This is a genomic window from Streptomyces sp. NPDC023573 (genome assembly GCF_055559735.1).
Genome location: NZ_JBVHKB010000002.1, coordinates 128,157 through 142,393 on the forward strand (window position 1 = coordinate 128,157; position 14,237 = coordinate 142,393).

At 69.1% G+C, this 14,237-nt stretch carries 11 protein-coding genes; 4 read left to right on the forward strand and 7 right to left on the reverse strand.

The window, feature by feature from the left end; genetic code table 11:
* The first annotated feature begins 183 nt into the window (after positions 1–183).
* The 3 genes from ACZ32T_RS07035 (at position 184) to ACZ32T_RS07045 (ending at position 2,892) form a co-directional block, all read left to right on the forward strand.
* Positions 184–996, forward strand: coding sequence for an arylamine N-acetyltransferase family protein (locus tag ACZ32T_RS07035; protein WP_467365774.1), 813 nt, complete (start codon positions 184–186; stop codon positions 994–996).
* A gap of 201 nt (positions 997–1,197) precedes the next feature.
* On the forward strand, positions 1,198–2,409 hold the full coding sequence (locus ACZ32T_RS07040) for a pyridoxal phosphate-dependent aminotransferase (protein ID WP_104788609.1): 1,212 nt from the start codon (positions 1,198–1,200) through the stop codon (positions 2,407–2,409).
* 84 nt (positions 2,410–2,493) lie between these two features.
* Positions 2,494–2,892 carry an SCO4983 family protein gene (locus ACZ32T_RS07045; protein ID WP_467268202.1) on the forward strand — a complete coding sequence of 133 codons (399 nt, stop codon included), beginning with the start codon at positions 2,494–2,496 and terminating at the stop codon, positions 2,890–2,892.
* 184 nt (positions 2,893–3,076) lie between these two features.
* On the opposite strand, the gene ACZ32T_RS07050 is transcribed toward ACZ32T_RS07045, so the two are convergent.
* Positions 3,077–4,912, reverse strand: coding sequence for a phosphoenolpyruvate carboxykinase (GTP) (locus tag ACZ32T_RS07050; RefSeq protein ID WP_467268204.1), 1,836 nt, complete (start codon positions 4,910–4,912; stop codon positions 3,077–3,079).
* Between the two features lie 207 nt (positions 4,913–5,119).
* Here ACZ32T_RS07050 and trhA point away from each other — a divergent pair, with 207 nt between their 5' ends.
* Positions 5,120–5,803, forward strand: coding sequence for a PAQR family membrane homeostasis protein TrhA (gene trhA, locus ACZ32T_RS07055; protein ID WP_467268206.1), 684 nt, complete (start codon positions 5,120–5,122; stop codon positions 5,801–5,803).
* Between the two features lie 65 nt (positions 5,804–5,868).
* Here the strand turns inward: trhA and ACZ32T_RS07060 are convergent, their stop codons facing one another.
* From ACZ32T_RS07060 to ACZ32T_RS07085, 6 genes are all read right to left on the reverse strand, one after another.
* Entirely contained in the window at positions 5,869–7,893 is a 2,025-nt protein-coding gene (locus tag ACZ32T_RS07060; RefSeq protein ID WP_467365776.1) for a thioredoxin domain-containing protein, read from the reverse strand.
* A gap of 135 nt (positions 7,894–8,028) precedes the next feature.
* Positions 8,029–9,381, reverse strand: coding sequence for an MFS transporter (locus tag ACZ32T_RS07065; protein ID WP_467365778.1), 1,353 nt, complete (start codon positions 9,379–9,381; stop codon positions 8,029–8,031).
* A 48-nt stretch (positions 9,382–9,429) separates the two neighbouring features.
* Complete coding sequence (locus ACZ32T_RS07070; protein WP_467268212.1) at positions 9,430–10,692, reverse strand: MFS transporter; 1,263 nt, start codon at positions 10,690–10,692, stop codon at positions 9,430–9,432.
* 22 nt (positions 10,693–10,714) lie between these two features.
* Positions 10,715–12,016 carry an ATP-grasp domain-containing protein gene (locus tag ACZ32T_RS07075; protein WP_467268214.1) on the reverse strand — a complete coding sequence of 434 codons (1,302 nt, stop codon included), beginning with the start codon at positions 12,014–12,016 and terminating at the stop codon, positions 10,715–10,717.
* A 36-nt stretch (positions 12,017–12,052) separates the two neighbouring features.
* Positions 12,053–12,865 carry an SDR family NAD(P)-dependent oxidoreductase gene (locus ACZ32T_RS07080; RefSeq protein ID WP_467268216.1) on the reverse strand — a complete coding sequence of 271 codons (813 nt, stop codon included), beginning with the start codon at positions 12,863–12,865 and terminating at the stop codon, positions 12,053–12,055.
* Between the two features lie 13 nt (positions 12,866–12,878).
* Positions 12,879–14,042, reverse strand: a complete 1,164-nt coding sequence (locus ACZ32T_RS07085; RefSeq protein WP_467365780.1) for an SIS domain-containing protein — start codon at positions 14,040–14,042, stop codon at positions 12,879–12,881.
* Between the last annotated feature and the right edge of the window lie 195 nt (positions 14,043–14,237).

The following is a 14,237-nucleotide window of genomic DNA, read 5'->3' on the forward strand; positions in this document are numbered from 1 at the left end:
GCCTCCCGCGCATCTGACCACCCCGGCCCGCCCGCCTCTTCCCGGCGGGCCGGGGCGCGTCCCGCCGCCGGCCGGACGGACGGACCGCACCGGTCGCAGGACACACGGAGGCCGTGTTCCCCGTATCTCCTGTGCCGTCATCGCACTTGGGAAACCTCTGAGGTCTCTGCGTAGTGTCGGGGTATGACACTCGACCTCGACGCCTACTTCGCCCGCATCGGCTGGTCCGGGGAGCGCCGCCCCACCGTGGAGGTGCTGCGGTCCGTGCACCGCGCCCACCTGCTGGGCATCCCGCTCGAGAATCTGGAGCCCCTCCTCGGCAGCGCCCCCTCCCTCGCGCTCCCGGACCTGGAGAGGAAGCTCGTCCACAGCGAGCGCGGCGGGTACTGCTACGAGCACAACACCCTCCTCACCGCCGCCCTGACCCAGCTCGGGTTCCAGGTGACGCTGCTGACCGCACGGGTGGTGCTGGGCGCCGCGCCCGGTGACGTCCGGCCCCGTACGCACATGCTGATGCGGGTGGACGTGGAGGGTGAGCCCGTCCCCTGGCTGGCCGACGTCGGCTTCGGCTCGCACGGCGCGCTGATGGAGCCGATCCCGCTGGTGGTGGACACCGAGCTGCTCGACACCCCGCGCCGCCACCGGCTCGTGCACGCCCCCCACGACGGCCCGCTGGAGATGTGGGAGCTGCAGACGGACAAGGGCGGCTACTGGGAGCCGCAGTACGAATTCACCCTGGAGCCGTTCGAGGCCCCGGACTACGAGGTCATCAACTGGCACATGGCGACGAACCCGCGCTCGCCGTTCCGGCAGGCGGTGTACGCCCAGCGCACCCTGCCGGGCCTGCACCGCGCCCTGTCCGGGCGGACGCTGGTGGAGACCGCCGACGACGGCACGGTCGCGGAGCGGGAGCTGAGCGACTCCGCCGAGGTGCTGCGGGTGCTGGCCGAGGACTTCGGCGTACGCCTCCCGGAGGGGACCGTCCTGCCCGGCTGACCGGGGTGGCGCATCTCACCCGGTGGGGCGGCCCACGCCCGCTTTCCAAGCCGAGGCCCCGCCCGGACCGGGCGTTCCCACGGTCCGCGGCGGGGGCGGCATGGCGATGGAAGTCCGGCGGGCCGTGGCGCACCCCCCGGAGGGAGCAACCACCGCGCGAACCGGGCGCAGCGCTCGAAACACGGTCGTAAGCTCGCTGACATGCAGGTCATCCAGTCCACGAAGCTCGCCGGCGTCTGTTACGAAATCCGCGGCCCCGTGCTCGAGGAAGCGATGCGGCTCGAAGCCGCAGGTCATCGCATCCTCAAGCTCAACACGGGCAATCCCGCGGCGTTCGGCTTCGAGTGCCCGCCGGAGATCCTCGAGGACATCCTGCGCAACCTCTCGGGCGCGCACGGCTACGGCGACGCGAAGGGCCTGCTGTCCGCGCGCCGCGCGGTGATGCAGCACTACCAGACCAAGGGGATCGACCTCGACGTCGAGGACGTCTACCTGGGCAACGGTGTCTCCGAGCTGATCCAGATGTCGATGCAGGCCCTGCTCGACGACGGCGACGAGGTGCTCGTCCCCGCCCCGGACTACCCGCTGTGGACGGCCTCGGTCTCCCTGGCCGGCGGCACGGCCGTGCACTACCGGTGCGACGAGCAGGCCGACTGGATGCCCGACCTCGCGGACATCGAGCGGAAGATCACCGACCGCACCAAGGCGCTCGTGATCATCAACCCGAACAACCCGACCGGCGCGGTCTACGACGACGAGATGCTGCGCGGGCTGACGGAGATCGCCCGCCGCCACAACCTGGTCGTCTGCTCGGACGAGATCTACGACCGGATCCTCTACGACGGCGCGACGCACACCCCGACCGCCGCCATCGCCCCCGACCTGATGGTGCTCACCTTCAACGGGCTCTCCAAGAACTACCGGATCGCGGGGTACCGCTCCGGCTGGATGGCCGTCTGCGGCCCGAAGGCCCACGCCTCCTCGTACATCGAGGGGCTGACGATCCTGGCCAACATGCGCCTCTGCGCGAACATGCCCGCGCAGCACGCGGTGGCGACCGCGCTCGGCGGGCGGCAGTCGATCAACGAGCTGGTGCTGCCGGGCGGGCGGATCCTGGAGCAGCGGGACGTGGCGTACGACCTGCTGACGCAGATCCCCGGGGTGACCTGCGTGAAGCCGAAGGGGGCGCTGTATCTCTTCCCGAGGCTCGACCCCAAGGTCTTCAAGATCAAGGACGACCGTCAGATGGTCCTCGATCTGCTGCGGGCCGAGAAGATCATGGTGGTCCAGGGCACCGGCTTCAACTGGCCGGAGCCCGATCACTTCCGGGTGGTGACGCTGCCGCCGGCCAAGGACCTGACCGACGCGGTGACGCGTATCGGGAACTTCCTGGACGGCTACAGCCAGCCCTGAGCGACCAACATCTCTCAGATCCTGCACAACTTTAGACTGAATCCAAGATAGGATGGCCTTACCGCACGCTCCAGGAGGCCACCCATGTACGAGCCGATCCGCACCAAGTCGGTCCACACATCGGCCGACAACGCCGATTTCCCGCACCGCAGCCGCGAGGACGAGCTGGACATCCAGCTCGCCGGACACCTCGCGTCCCTGCTCGCCGTCACCGACGAGCTGGGCCTCGACGCCATGGGTGACCGCATCGCCGGGCAGATCGCCCGGCTGCGCTCCGCGCCGCCCGCCCGGCACGCCGGCCGGAGCGACGCCTCCCCGGCCGCCCTGCACCGCCGCGCCCACGCCCTGGCCGGGCGCGCCCTGCTGGTGGCCGCGTCCCGCGCGGACACCGCCGTGGCGATCCTCGCGGCCCAGGCGATGGACGCGCACGCCGAGGCCCTGTCCGCCGCCGCCGCGCCGACCGCTCTGGTCGGCGCCCCCTGACGGCCCCGGTCCACGGGTCGCGAAGACGCGTGGACCGGGTGCCACACACCTTCCGGGTGCCGCCGGACGCAGAGCGGCACCCGGAGCCTGAGGGCGGCTCCGGGTGCCGTGCCGCGGCCGGCCCGTGGACCCCACAGGTCAGGGCGGATGCCGGAAGGGCCCGGCCGCGGGGTTCACGAGGTGGTCAGCCCAGGCGCCGGACCAGCGCGCGGTACTCGTCCCACAGCTCCTTCGGGGTGTGATCGCCGAAGGTGTTGAGGTGCTCGGGGATCAGCGCGGCCTCCTCGCGCCAGACCTCCTTGTCGACCGTGAGCAGGAAGTCGAGCTCGGACTCGGAGAGCTCCAGGCCCTCGGTGTCCAGGGAGCCCTTGGCCGGCAGGATGCCGATCGGGGTCTCGACGCCCTCGGCCTTGCCCTCCAGCCGCTCGACGATCCACTTCAGGACACGGCTGTTCTCGCCGAAGCCGGGCCACACGAACGTGCCGGCCTCGTTCTTGCGGAACCAGTTCACGTAGTAGATCTTCGGGAGCTTCGACTGGTCCGCCTTGTCGGCGCCGACCTCGACCCAGTGCTTCATGTAGTCGCCCATGTTGTAGCCGCAGAACGGCAGCATGGCGAACGGGTCGCGGCGCAGCTCGCCGACCTTGCCCTCGGCGGCGGCGGTCTTCTCGGAGGCGACGTTCGCGCCGAGGAAGACGCCGTGCTGCCAGGTGAAGGACTCCGTGACCAGCGGGACCGCGGAGGCGCGGCGGCCGCCGAAGAGGATGGCCGAGATCGGCACACCCTTCGGGTCCTCCCACTCCGGGGCGATGATCGGGCACTGGCCGGCCGGGACGGTGAAGCGGGCGTTGGGGTGGGCGGCGGGCGTGCCGGACTCCGGGGTCCAGTCGTTGCCCTTCCAGTCCGTGAGGTGCGCGGGGAGCTCCTCGGTCATGCCCTCCCACCAGACGTCGCCGTCGTCGGTGAGCGCCACGTTGGTGAAGACGGAGTTGCCCCACATGGTCTTCATGGCGTTGGCGTTGGTGTGCTCGCCGGTGCCGGGCGCGACACCGAAGAATCCGGCCTCGGGGTTGATCGCGTACAGCTGGCCGTCCTCGCCGAACCTCATCCAGGCGATGTCGTCGCCGATGGTCTCGACGGTCCAGCCGGAGATCGTGGGCTCCAGCATGGCGAGGTTGGTCTTGCCGCAGGCGCTCGGGAAGGCCGCCGCGATGTACTTGACGGCCTCGACTCCCCCGCGCGGCGGCGTGAGCTTGAGGATCAGCATGTGCTCGGCGAGCCAGCCCTCGTCCCGCGCCATCACGGAGGCGATGCGCAGGGCGTAGCACTTCTTGCCGAGCAGGGCGTTGCCGCCGTAGCCGGATCCGTACGACCAGATCTCGCGGTCCTCGGGGAAGTGCGAGATGTACTTGGTGGAGTTGCACGGCCACGGGACGTCCTGCTCGCCGGCGGCCAGCGGGGCGCCGAGGGTGTGGACGGCCTTGACGAAGAAGCCGTCGGTGCCGAGCTCGTCCAGGACCTCCTGGCCCATGCGCGTCATGGTGCGCATCGAGACGGCGACGTACGCGGAGTCGGTGATCTCGACACCGATCGCGGAGAGCGGCGAGCCGACGGGTCCCATGCAGAACGGGACCACGTACATCGTGCGTCCGCGCATGGAGCCGCGGAAGACCCCGTTCTCCCCGGTGAAGATCTCCCGCATCTCGGCGGGAGCCTTCCAGTGGTTGGTCGGGCCCGCGTCCTCCTCCTTCTCGGAGCAGATGAAGGTGCGGTCCTCGACGCGGGCGACATCGCTCGGGTCGGAGGCGGCGTAGTACGAGTTGGGTCGTTTGACCGGGTCGAGTTTCGTGAAGGTGCCCTTGGCGACGAGCTCCTCGCACAGGCGCTCGTACTCGGCCTCGGAGCCGTCGCACCAGACCACGCGGTCCGGCTGGGTGAGGGCCGCGATCTCGTCCACCCAGGAGACGAGCTCCTGGTGACGAGTGGGAACTGTGAGGGGAGCCGCGATGTCTCGCGCCACGATCGCTCCTTGTAGAGAGGGTGTGTTGTCAGGCCCCGTGGGGGCTGCGACCCGGATGCTGACCCCTTCGAATTCCCCTGGCGCTCATCCGGTGCCGACCGCACTCATTTGATCATCCGACCATCGCGCCCATATGTCCAGAGGACCGCCCACGTGAGCATCGCCACTGATATGAGTTACCTACGGGAGCGTAGGTAGCATGCCGATATGACTTCTGCCGCCTCCGGGTCAGGACCCGTCGAGCTCACCGACCCCGTCCCGGTCAAGCCACGGATGCGCGGCTGGCTGCACGCCGGAATGTTCCCCGCGGTGGTCATCGCCGGCATCACGCTGATCGCCCTGGCCGACAGCACGCGCGCACGGATCGCCTGCGCCGTCTACGTGCTCAGCGCCTGCCTGCTGTTCGGTGTGAGCGGGGTCTATCACCGCGGCACCTGGGGCCCGCGCGGGGAGGCCGTGCTGCGCAGGCTCGACCACGCCAACATCTTCCTGATCATCGCGGGCACCTATACGCCGCTGACGCTGCTCCTGCTGCCCGAGTCCACCAGCCGGCCGCTCATGTGGGCGATCTGGGGCGCCGCGGCCGCCGGCATCGCCTTCCGCGTCTTCTGGGTCGGCGCCCCGCGCTGGCTCTACACGCCGTGTTACATCGCCATGGGCTGGGCCGCGGTGTTCTTCCTGCCGGACTTCATGCGCACCGGCGGCATCACGGTGCTGGTCCTCGTCGTCGTCGGCGGGCTGCTCTACAGCGCGGGGGGCGTCATCTACGGCCTGAAGCGCCCGAACCCGTCACCGCGCTGGTTCGGCTTCCACGAGGTGTTCCACTCGCTGACACTGGCGGCGTTCATCGTGCACTACGTCGGCATCTCGCTGGTCGCCTACCAGCAGTAGGCGGCTCCCCGTACGGCGAAGGGCCCGGCCACCACGGCCGGGCCCTTCGCCCTGTCCCGCCGGCGTCAGCCGCCCAGCTTCCCGGCCAGCTCCTCCGTGTCGGTCGTCGGCGCGTCGCACACGAAGTGCCGGCAGACGTACGCGGTCGGCTCGCCGCCCACCATCGGCCGGTCCACCAGCAGCGGGAACTCCGTGCCCGCGTCCGCCGCCTCGCCCGCCGCGACGACCGCGCCGGGCGCCCGTCCCAGCAGCGCCGTCCGGTGCAGCTCCCCGCCGACCGGCCCGGCCACCGCGACCTCGCGCGGGCCGTCCAGCAGCGCCTCGGCGACCGCGAGTCCCCAGCCGATGAAGCGGGGGGCCTTCGGGCCGAGCGCCCCGACGATCCCGAGGGCGCCCTCGGCCGCCGTACGGTGCGCCTCGGAGCCGGTGTGGGCCGCGTAGGAGAGCAGCGCGCCCGCGGCGGCGGTCCAGCCGGCCGGGGTCGCGCTGTCGGTGGGGTCCTGGGGCCGGCGGATCAGCCGCTCCGCGTCGTCAGCGGTATCGAACATTTGTCCGCCTTCGCCGGTGAAGCGCTCCAGCACGATGTCCAGCAGGAAGCCCGCGAAGTCGAGCCAGGCGCCCTCACCGGTGACGGAGGCGAGTGCGAGGAAGCCTTCGGCGACATCGCCGTAGTCCTCCAGGACCCCGGAGTTCTCCCCCGCGCGGCCGTCCTTCGACGTGCGGCAGAGCCGGGCGACGTCGCCCATGTGCACCCGTACGAGCAGGTCGGCGGCCTCGGTGGCCCGCTCGACCAGGTCGGGGCGGTCGAAGTACGCACCGGTCTCCGCGAGCGCGGCGATCGCGAGGCCGTTCCAGGCCGCGACGATCTTGTCGTCGCGCTCGGGGCGCACCCGCAGCTCGCGCGCGGCGAGCAGCCGGGCGCGTACGTCGGCGACCCGGCCGGCGTCGGTGTCCTCCTCCCCGGTCCGCACGAGCCGCAGGACGGAGGACCCCTCCTCGAAGGTGCCCTCCTCGGTCACCCCGAAGCAGTCGGCGGCGAAGGCGGCGTCCTCCTCGCCCAGGACCTCGCGCAGCTGCGCGGGCGTCCACACGTAGAAGGCCCCCTCGACGTGGCGTCCCCGCTCGTCCTCGCTGTCGGCGTCCAGCGCGGAGGCGAAGCCTCCCTCGGTGGTCCGCAGCTCGCGGACCATGAAGTCCGCCGTCTCCAGGGCGACCCGGCGGGCCAGGTCCGAGCCGGTGGCCCGCCACAGGTGGGCGTACACGCGGCACAGCAGGGCGTTGTCGTAGAGCATCTTCTCGAAGTGCGGGACGGTCCACTCCCCGTCGACCGCGTAACGGGCGAAGCCGCCGCCGAGCTGGTCGTAGATCCCGCCGCGCGCCATGGCCGCGCAGCTGTCGGCGGCCATCTGCAGGGCGCCCTCGGATCCCGTACGGGCGTGGTGGCGCAGCAGGAACTCGATGACCATCGACGGCGGGAACTTGGGCGCGCCGCCGAAGCCGCCGTGCCTCTCGTCGTAGTCGCGGGTCAGCCGCAGCAGGGCCTGCGCCAGCTCCGGTTCGCCGGGCAGGGCGCCCTCACCGGCGGCCAGGGAGCGGCCCGCGAGGTCGCGGACGATGCGCCCGGCCACCTCGGCGACCTCCTCGCGCCGGTCGGTCCAGGCGGCGACGACGCCTTCGAGGACCTGCTGGAAGGAGGGCATGCCGTGGCGGGGCTCGGGCGGGAAGTACGTGCCGAAGTAGAAGGGCTCGGCCTCGTCGGTCAAGAAGACGGTCATCGGCCAGCCGCCCTGGCCGGTCGCGGCCTGGACGGCCTCCATGTACACGGCGTCGACGTCGGGCCGCTCCTCGCGGTCGACCTTCACGGGCACGAAGTGCGCGTTGAGGTAGCCGGCGACGGCAGGGTCCTCGAACGACTCGTGAGCCATCACATGGCACCAGTGGCAGCTGGCGTACCCGACGCTGAGCAGCACCGGGACGCCGCGGCGACGGGCCTCCTCGAACGCCTCGGGCGACCACGGCCACCAGTCGACGGGATTGTCGGCGTGCTGGAGGAGGTACGGGGAGGTGGTCTGCGCAAGTCGGTTGGCCATACCCCAATCCTTGCGCACCCTCCCCCACCACACTCGCGCGCCACGGGTCGGGAGCGGGAACGGGCAGGTGGCGGGGGCGGGAACCACGCCCTTCCGAAGCCGGGCGACCACGGCCACCAGTCGCTCCGACGGCGGTCAGGGCTTGACTGCGGACACGGGCGGGGGGCTGACGGCGTCAGGCCGGTCCGGCTCCTCGTCCCTGAGCAGTCGCGAGGATTCCGGGGTGAACGCGAGGGCGACGAGCGCGATGACGGCGAAGACGACGACGTAGAGGGCCACCGGCCACGAGCTGCCGTCGAAGTGGGCGACGAGCGCGGTGGCGACCGCGGGCGCGATGGCACCGGCGGGCAGTACGCCGATCTGGTAGACGACGGACATCCCCGTGTAGCGCACCCGGGCCGGGTACAGCTCGGCGAAGAATGCTGCTTCCGGGCCGAACATGGTGCAGGCCCCGATCCCCCAGCCGATGAGGATGCCGACCCACACGAGCAGGGTGTTCCCGGTGTCGATCATGGCGAACACCGGGAAGGCCGCCACCCCCGAGATCATCGCGCCCAGCGCGAGGACGGGCCGCCGCCCGACCCGGTCCGACAGTCGGCCGGTGAGGAGTATGACGGGGAAACCGACCACTGCGGCTATGAGCAGGCCGTTGAGCGCGACGCTCTTCGGCAGATCCAGGACGGTGGTGGTGTAGGTGAGGATGAAGGTGTTGTAGAGGATGAAGACCAGGCTCTCGCAGAACCGGACGCCGATGGCCAGCATCGTGAGCTTCGGGTAGCTCCGGAACACCTCGAAGAACGGCACGCGGGACCGGTTCTCGCGCTCCACCAGCTGCTCGAAGACGGGCGGTTCACTGATTCGCACCCGTACGACGAAGCCCACCGCGACCAGCACGATGCTGAACAGGAACGGAAGGCGCCACGCCCAGGACTTCAGCGCCTCGTCGCCGAACGCACCGGCACCGTTGACCGCGAGGGTCGACAGCAGCAGCCCGATCGGAACCCCGGTCTGCGGCCAACTGGTGAACATGCCGCGCCGGCGCTTCGGGGCGTGCTCGAAGGTGAGGATCGCCGCCCCGCCCCACTCACCTCCGAGCCCGATGCCCTGGAGCATGCGCAGGATCAGCAGCAGGACCGGCGCCCAGACACCGATCGAGTCGTACGTGGGCAGCAGCCCCATCGCGAAGGTCGCCCCGCCCATGACCATCATGGTGACGACGAGCATCTTCTTGCGGCCCAGGCGGTCGCCGTAGTGGCCGAATATGATCCCGCCGATGGGCCGGGTGACGAAGCCCGCGGTGAAGGTGCCGAAAGCGACGAGGGTGCCGGTGAGCGCGTCGAAGCTGGGAAAGAACTCCTGGTTGAAGACCAGCGCCGCCATCGTGGCGTAGAGGAAGAAGTCGTACCACTCGATGACGGCGCCGATCCCGCTGGCGGCTGTGACCTGGCCGACCGATGCCGGCCGTCCCGAGCGGGGTGGGTTCCACATGGAAGAGCCTTTCGGATCCGGCTGAACAGTGCCTGCCTCTCGGCCCCGTCACGACGAGGACGCCCCGTCGCGCAGAACCACCCTGTACTGGCTGATGATCACCGCGCCGATCAAGCCGTACAGCAGCGCGATCCCCCACGGCGGCACCAGCGTGCCCAGGGCGACGAACAGGGCGGCGATCATCTGGGCCACCCTGATGTTGAGGTTGTACACGGCCATGTAGCGGGGGCGGGCCGTGTCCGGGACCATGTCCGCCAGCAGCGCCTGCTTGATGGGGACGTTCATCAACTCGCCTGTGGTGTACACCAGTCCGGCCACCATCAGCACCCAGCCCGAGTTGCTCACCGCCAGCACCATGTAGCCGCCCGTGAACAGTGTGATGCCCAGGTACAGCCCTCCCCGGTCGGAGAGCCGCCGGAAGAGGCGGCGGGAGAACAGCGCGAGCAGGACCACGAGGGCGGTGTTCTCCGCCCTCAGGATGCCCAGCATCTGTACGCCGTTCACATGCACCGTCAGGGCGTCGAGGGAGACCAGATCCTGTGCCGGCAGGTCCGCGGCCAGCCGTACACCGACGTAGTTGATCAGCTGGAACTCGATGGCGAGGGTGAGCGCCGCCGCCGTCATCAGCCGCATGAACCGTCCGTCCCGCAGCACGAGGCGGTACCCGGAGGCGAATTCGCGCAGCACGGACCGGGACGGCTGCGCCCGGTCCGTGTCCGGAGGACGGGTCTCCCGGATCAGGAACACCGTGGTGAGGACGACACCGGACGTACAGACCGCCGCCCCGCCCAGCATCAGGCCGAAGTGTCCGTCGTACAGCCAGGCTCCGAGCAGCGCACCCAGCGCCAGTCCCAGGTTCACCGCCCAGTAGTTGACCGTGTAGACCTCCTTGCGGTTCTCCGGCGTGGTGACGTCCACGATCAGCGCTTCGCTCGCGGGCAGCGCCATGCTGGCCGCGAACCGGTTGAGCAGATAGCCGAGATAGACGAGCATCGGGCTCGACAGCCGGCCGGAGTGGGCCACAGCCATCAGGGCGAACGTGGCGAACACCCCGATCTCGGCCAGCATCAGCGTCCACCGCCGGCCGTACTTCTCGGAGACGTGCCCGCCGATGAGCATGGCGACCACGCCGAGGCAGACCACGGTGAACAGCAGCGCGCCGGCCTGCGCCGCACCGAAGGTGAAGGCCAGGTAGACCGCCATGAACGACGTGATCATCGAATCGAGCAGCCGGTTGACGAAGCTGACCGTGATCCGGACCTTCAGAGTGCGGTTACCGCCGAGGGAACCGACCACGGCGCCAGTCTTCACCGGAGCGTCCACCTCGACCCGGTCAGGAGCGGATCAGCGTGCTGGTGTTCTCCGGCACGAGGGGAATCCTCAGCTCCCGTTCGATGTCCTTCTTCACCTCCACGCACGCCGCCCGCGCGGCCTCGGTGCTCCCGGCGACGGTCCGGATCATTCCGAAGCGGTCGAAGTTGCCCTGCATGGCGACCAGCGGGCCACCGGGTTCGACGCTCGCCCATCCGGAGTGCAGCCGGTCGTCGAACGCTCCGAACCAGTCGGCCGGCAGATCCTCGCGCACAACCCCCGGTTCGGCGGCGCCCAGGACCGAGTGCGACGCCGCACCGTCGAGCCGCAGCGGAGCCGGGGGCACCGGACTGCCGGCGTACAGGTCGACCAGGATCTCGAACATGTTCCGGTCCGCGACGGCGTTCACCGTCTCCGGCAGCGCGCCGCCGGCCATGCGCGGGTTGACCTCGGTGAGCCGGAACCCGTCCGCGGTGTACATCACCTCGGTGTGGAAGATTCCGAGGTCGAGGCCGAGGGCACGGCACACCCGCACCGCGTACGCCCCCAGCTCCTCCTGCTGTGCCGGGGCGAAGCCGGCGGGGGTCGTACAGCCCAGTTCCAGTACGGGATTGTCCGCCCCGGTCTTCTGCAGGGTCGAGGCCAGAGCCACGAACACCCCGTTACCCGCCGCGACTTCGACGGAGCACAGGTCACCGACCGCGAGCTGCTCGACGATGAAGCGCTCGTCGAAGTGCGCAGCCATACCGGTGGCCATGCCCCGCAGGTTGACGTCGAGGCCGGCGAAGTGCTCGCGCACCTCGTCCGGTGTGCGGACGATCGCCGTGGCCGCCTTGGCGACGCCCAGTACGGGTTTGATGATGACGGGATAGCCGATATCGGCGGCCGCGGCGAGCGCTTCCTCCTCCGTGCGTACGACGGAGAACTCAAGGCTCGGAATTCCGGCATCTCGGAGCACCTCGCGGCACCGGCCCTTGTCGCGTGCGGCGGCGACGGCTCCAATGGGTGTGCCGCGGGCCCCGATCGCGTCGGCGAGTTCCGCCGCCTGGGCCGCACAGAAGGCCAGTGTCGAGAGTACGGCGTCGATTTCGGACTCCCGGATGTCCGCTGCGCGTACCGCCTCGAGCAAATTGGCCGTACTGCTCATGTCGGGTACCTCGACGGCGTGGTCGGCCAGCTTCCTGGCGCGTTGCCGCTGATCCGGTGACGCGGTGAAGTCGTACAGCGTCGAGTACAGATAGGTCACGGTGTGCCCGGCCTGCTTGGCGTACTCGAGCGCATTGACACCGGAGCCCGATGTCTCCACGAAAACTAGGTGACTCATTCCCGTCCTTGTCGACCACGGCGGCTCGTTGATGGTTCAGCTTCCCCGTACGTCATGGAATTCCTGCGCATGGTAGAAGTCGTACTCCTCGGAGCTCAGTTCTGGGCGCTGCACCGCCCAGAGGATGAATTCCGCGGAGAACTCGGCGGACACCGTCCGCATGTGGTCCTTCGGCGCCTTGCCCCGCCATTCCCCTTCCTGGTACCGCGGAAGGCCGTCCGTCTTCACGGCGAACCCGGGGTCCAGCCTCGGGTCCCGGCGGAGTTCGCGCTGGATATCGGTGTCAACGATTCCGGGATGGACGCGCAGCACCTTGATGTGCGGTGCCGCGATGTCGAATTCGCGGGCCTGCACCAGCGCCATCCGCCCCAGCGCCGCTTTCGTCGTGCTGTAGAGGCCGAGACCCGCGAAGGAGAGCTCGGGCAGCGGTCGCCCCAGGGACGAGACGACATAGGCGACCCGTGCCCCGCTCCGGGCGAAGCGTCCGGCCGAGAACAGCGTCGCCGTGATGGCCAGCGGAGCGTGCACGTTCACCCGGAAGACCTGCTCCACCTGCCCGGCCGACACCTCGTGGAACCAGCCGACGACCGAGGCGGCCGCGTTGTGCACGAGAGTCGTCACCTGGTACTCGGGGTGCTCATCGAGCCATGCGCCCAGGCGCGGCTCGATGAGCGTCACCTCGTCGAGGTCCAGGTTCAGATTGTGCAGCTCGTGCTCCGCCCGCGGATCGCTGATCCGGGCAGGCTTGCGCGACACGTTGAGCACGTCCGTGTCCTGGATGAACGACTGCACCAGACAGTGTCCGATGCCACGGCTGCCTCCGGTGACCACGGTCAGGTTCTTCTTCATGGTGCGCTGCCCGTCACCCGGCGGCCGGCGCGGGCTCGTCGCTCGCCTCGAGGTCCGCGGGGATGTCGACGCACTCGGGGAAGCGCTCGATCGAGCGCTGGCTCCACCACGGGTTCTTCGCCGCGATCGAGATCAGGTCCCGGCCGGTCACATCGGCGTGGAGACCCAGGTAGTAGGCGATGTAGACCGTGAAGAAGTGGCCGAAGAAGAATTTCTTGAAGAAGTTCTCCTGGTCCAGGTGGATGTTCACGAACTCTATGTTGCTGTTCTGCGGCACGCTCTTGTCGCCGAACAGCCCTTCCAGGGTCTTGATCTTGTCCCGCGTGTAGTCGTCCGCGTCCGAGTCCTCGAAGGTGATGACGGCCTGCTTGTTGCCCGGATCCGAGTACGCCGCCACCTCGGTGTGGCTGAACTCGTGGAGCAAGTTGCGGTGTGTGGGCACCATGGCGATCTCGTTGAAGAACATGGTGGTCTGCTTGAGCAGCGTCACGTACCACCCCGCGGTGCCGAGCAGCACGATCCTGCTGTCGCGCAGCCGCCCTGCGATCTCCGCGGCCCGCCTGAGGGTTCCCTCGTGGAACTCCTCCTTGAGGAACCTGACGGACTCTTCCAGCTCGTCCCGGTACGTGCTCTTCGTGATCTTCAGCTTGTGGAACAGATCCAGGAAGATCGAGAAGAACTGCTGTACGTGGTAGAGCGGGTACTCACGGTCCGCGTGCCGCAGTTTGTACTGGATCAGCGAGGTGTTCTGCTCCTCGCACATGGAGGCGATCTTCCCGCCGCCCGACAGCACGATCAGGTTCCGGTTCCCGGTCATTTCGCGCATACGGTCGAAGAACAGGCAAGGCTCGACCGACCATCCGCTGTAACAGACGATGATCGTGAGCGTGGCGTCGTCCTTGAGCACGTCGGGGTCGACGAACCATTCGAGGTCGTAGTCATTGACGACGTCGACCCGGATCGGAATGTCTTCCGCCAGGAAGAAACCCTTGACGATGTCGGACACTACGGACGAGCAACCCATTCCGTAGAAGACGATCCGCTTGAACTGGCCCTCCTCGATCCTCTTCCGCAACCCTTCGTCAAGGCCGCCGAGGTCGTACTCATGACCCCAGAGAATGCTCTCGAAGAGCGGGTCGCCAAGCATTCCTTCGAGTCGTTCCAGACGCCCTTGCATTGCTATCTCCTCATCAGGCTGTAGCCGGTTTGGGGACGCCCCCGTCAGGGCTTGTGACAGAAATGCCGTTTGTGGCGCCGCCGTTACGGCGACGCGAAACGAGGTGACCGTAGACAGAGAGATCTTGGCGACACAAGGTGTCGGAGCCGCGATGACCAGCCGAGAAAGGTTCGGCCGACGACGTATCAGCTGATC

Coding starts and splice junctions, on each gene's coding strand:
- ACZ32T_RS07035 (WP_467365774.1), top strand. CDS start 184: ATGACACTCGACCTCGACGCCTACTTCGCCCGCATCGGCTGGTCCGGG.
- ACZ32T_RS07040 (WP_104788609.1), top strand. CDS start 1,198: ATGCAGGTCATCCAGTCCACGAAGCTCGCCGGCGTCTGTTACGAAATC.
- ACZ32T_RS07045 (WP_467268202.1), top strand. CDS start 2,494: ATGTACGAGCCGATCCGCACCAAGTCGGTCCACACATCGGCCGACAAC.
- trhA (WP_467268206.1), top strand. CDS start 5,120: ATGACTTCTGCCGCCTCCGGGTCAGGACCCGTCGAGCTCACCGACCCC.
- ACZ32T_RS07060 (WP_467365776.1), bottom strand. CDS start 7,893: ATGGCCAACCGACTTGCGCAGACCACCTCCCCGTACCTCCTCCAGCAC.
- ACZ32T_RS07065 (WP_467365778.1), bottom strand. CDS start 9,381: ATGTGGAACCCACCCCGCTCGGGACGGCCGGCATCGGTCGGCCAGGTC.
- ACZ32T_RS07075 (WP_467268214.1), bottom strand. CDS start 12,016: ATGAGTCACCTAGTTTTCGTGGAGACATCGGGCTCCGGTGTCAATGCG.
- ACZ32T_RS07080 (WP_467268216.1), bottom strand. CDS start 12,865: ATGAAGAAGAACCTGACCGTGGTCACCGGAGGCAGCCGTGGCATCGGA.
- ACZ32T_RS07085 (WP_467365780.1), bottom strand. CDS start 14,042: ATGCAAGGGCGTCTGGAACGACTCGAAGGAATGCTTGGCGACCCGCTC.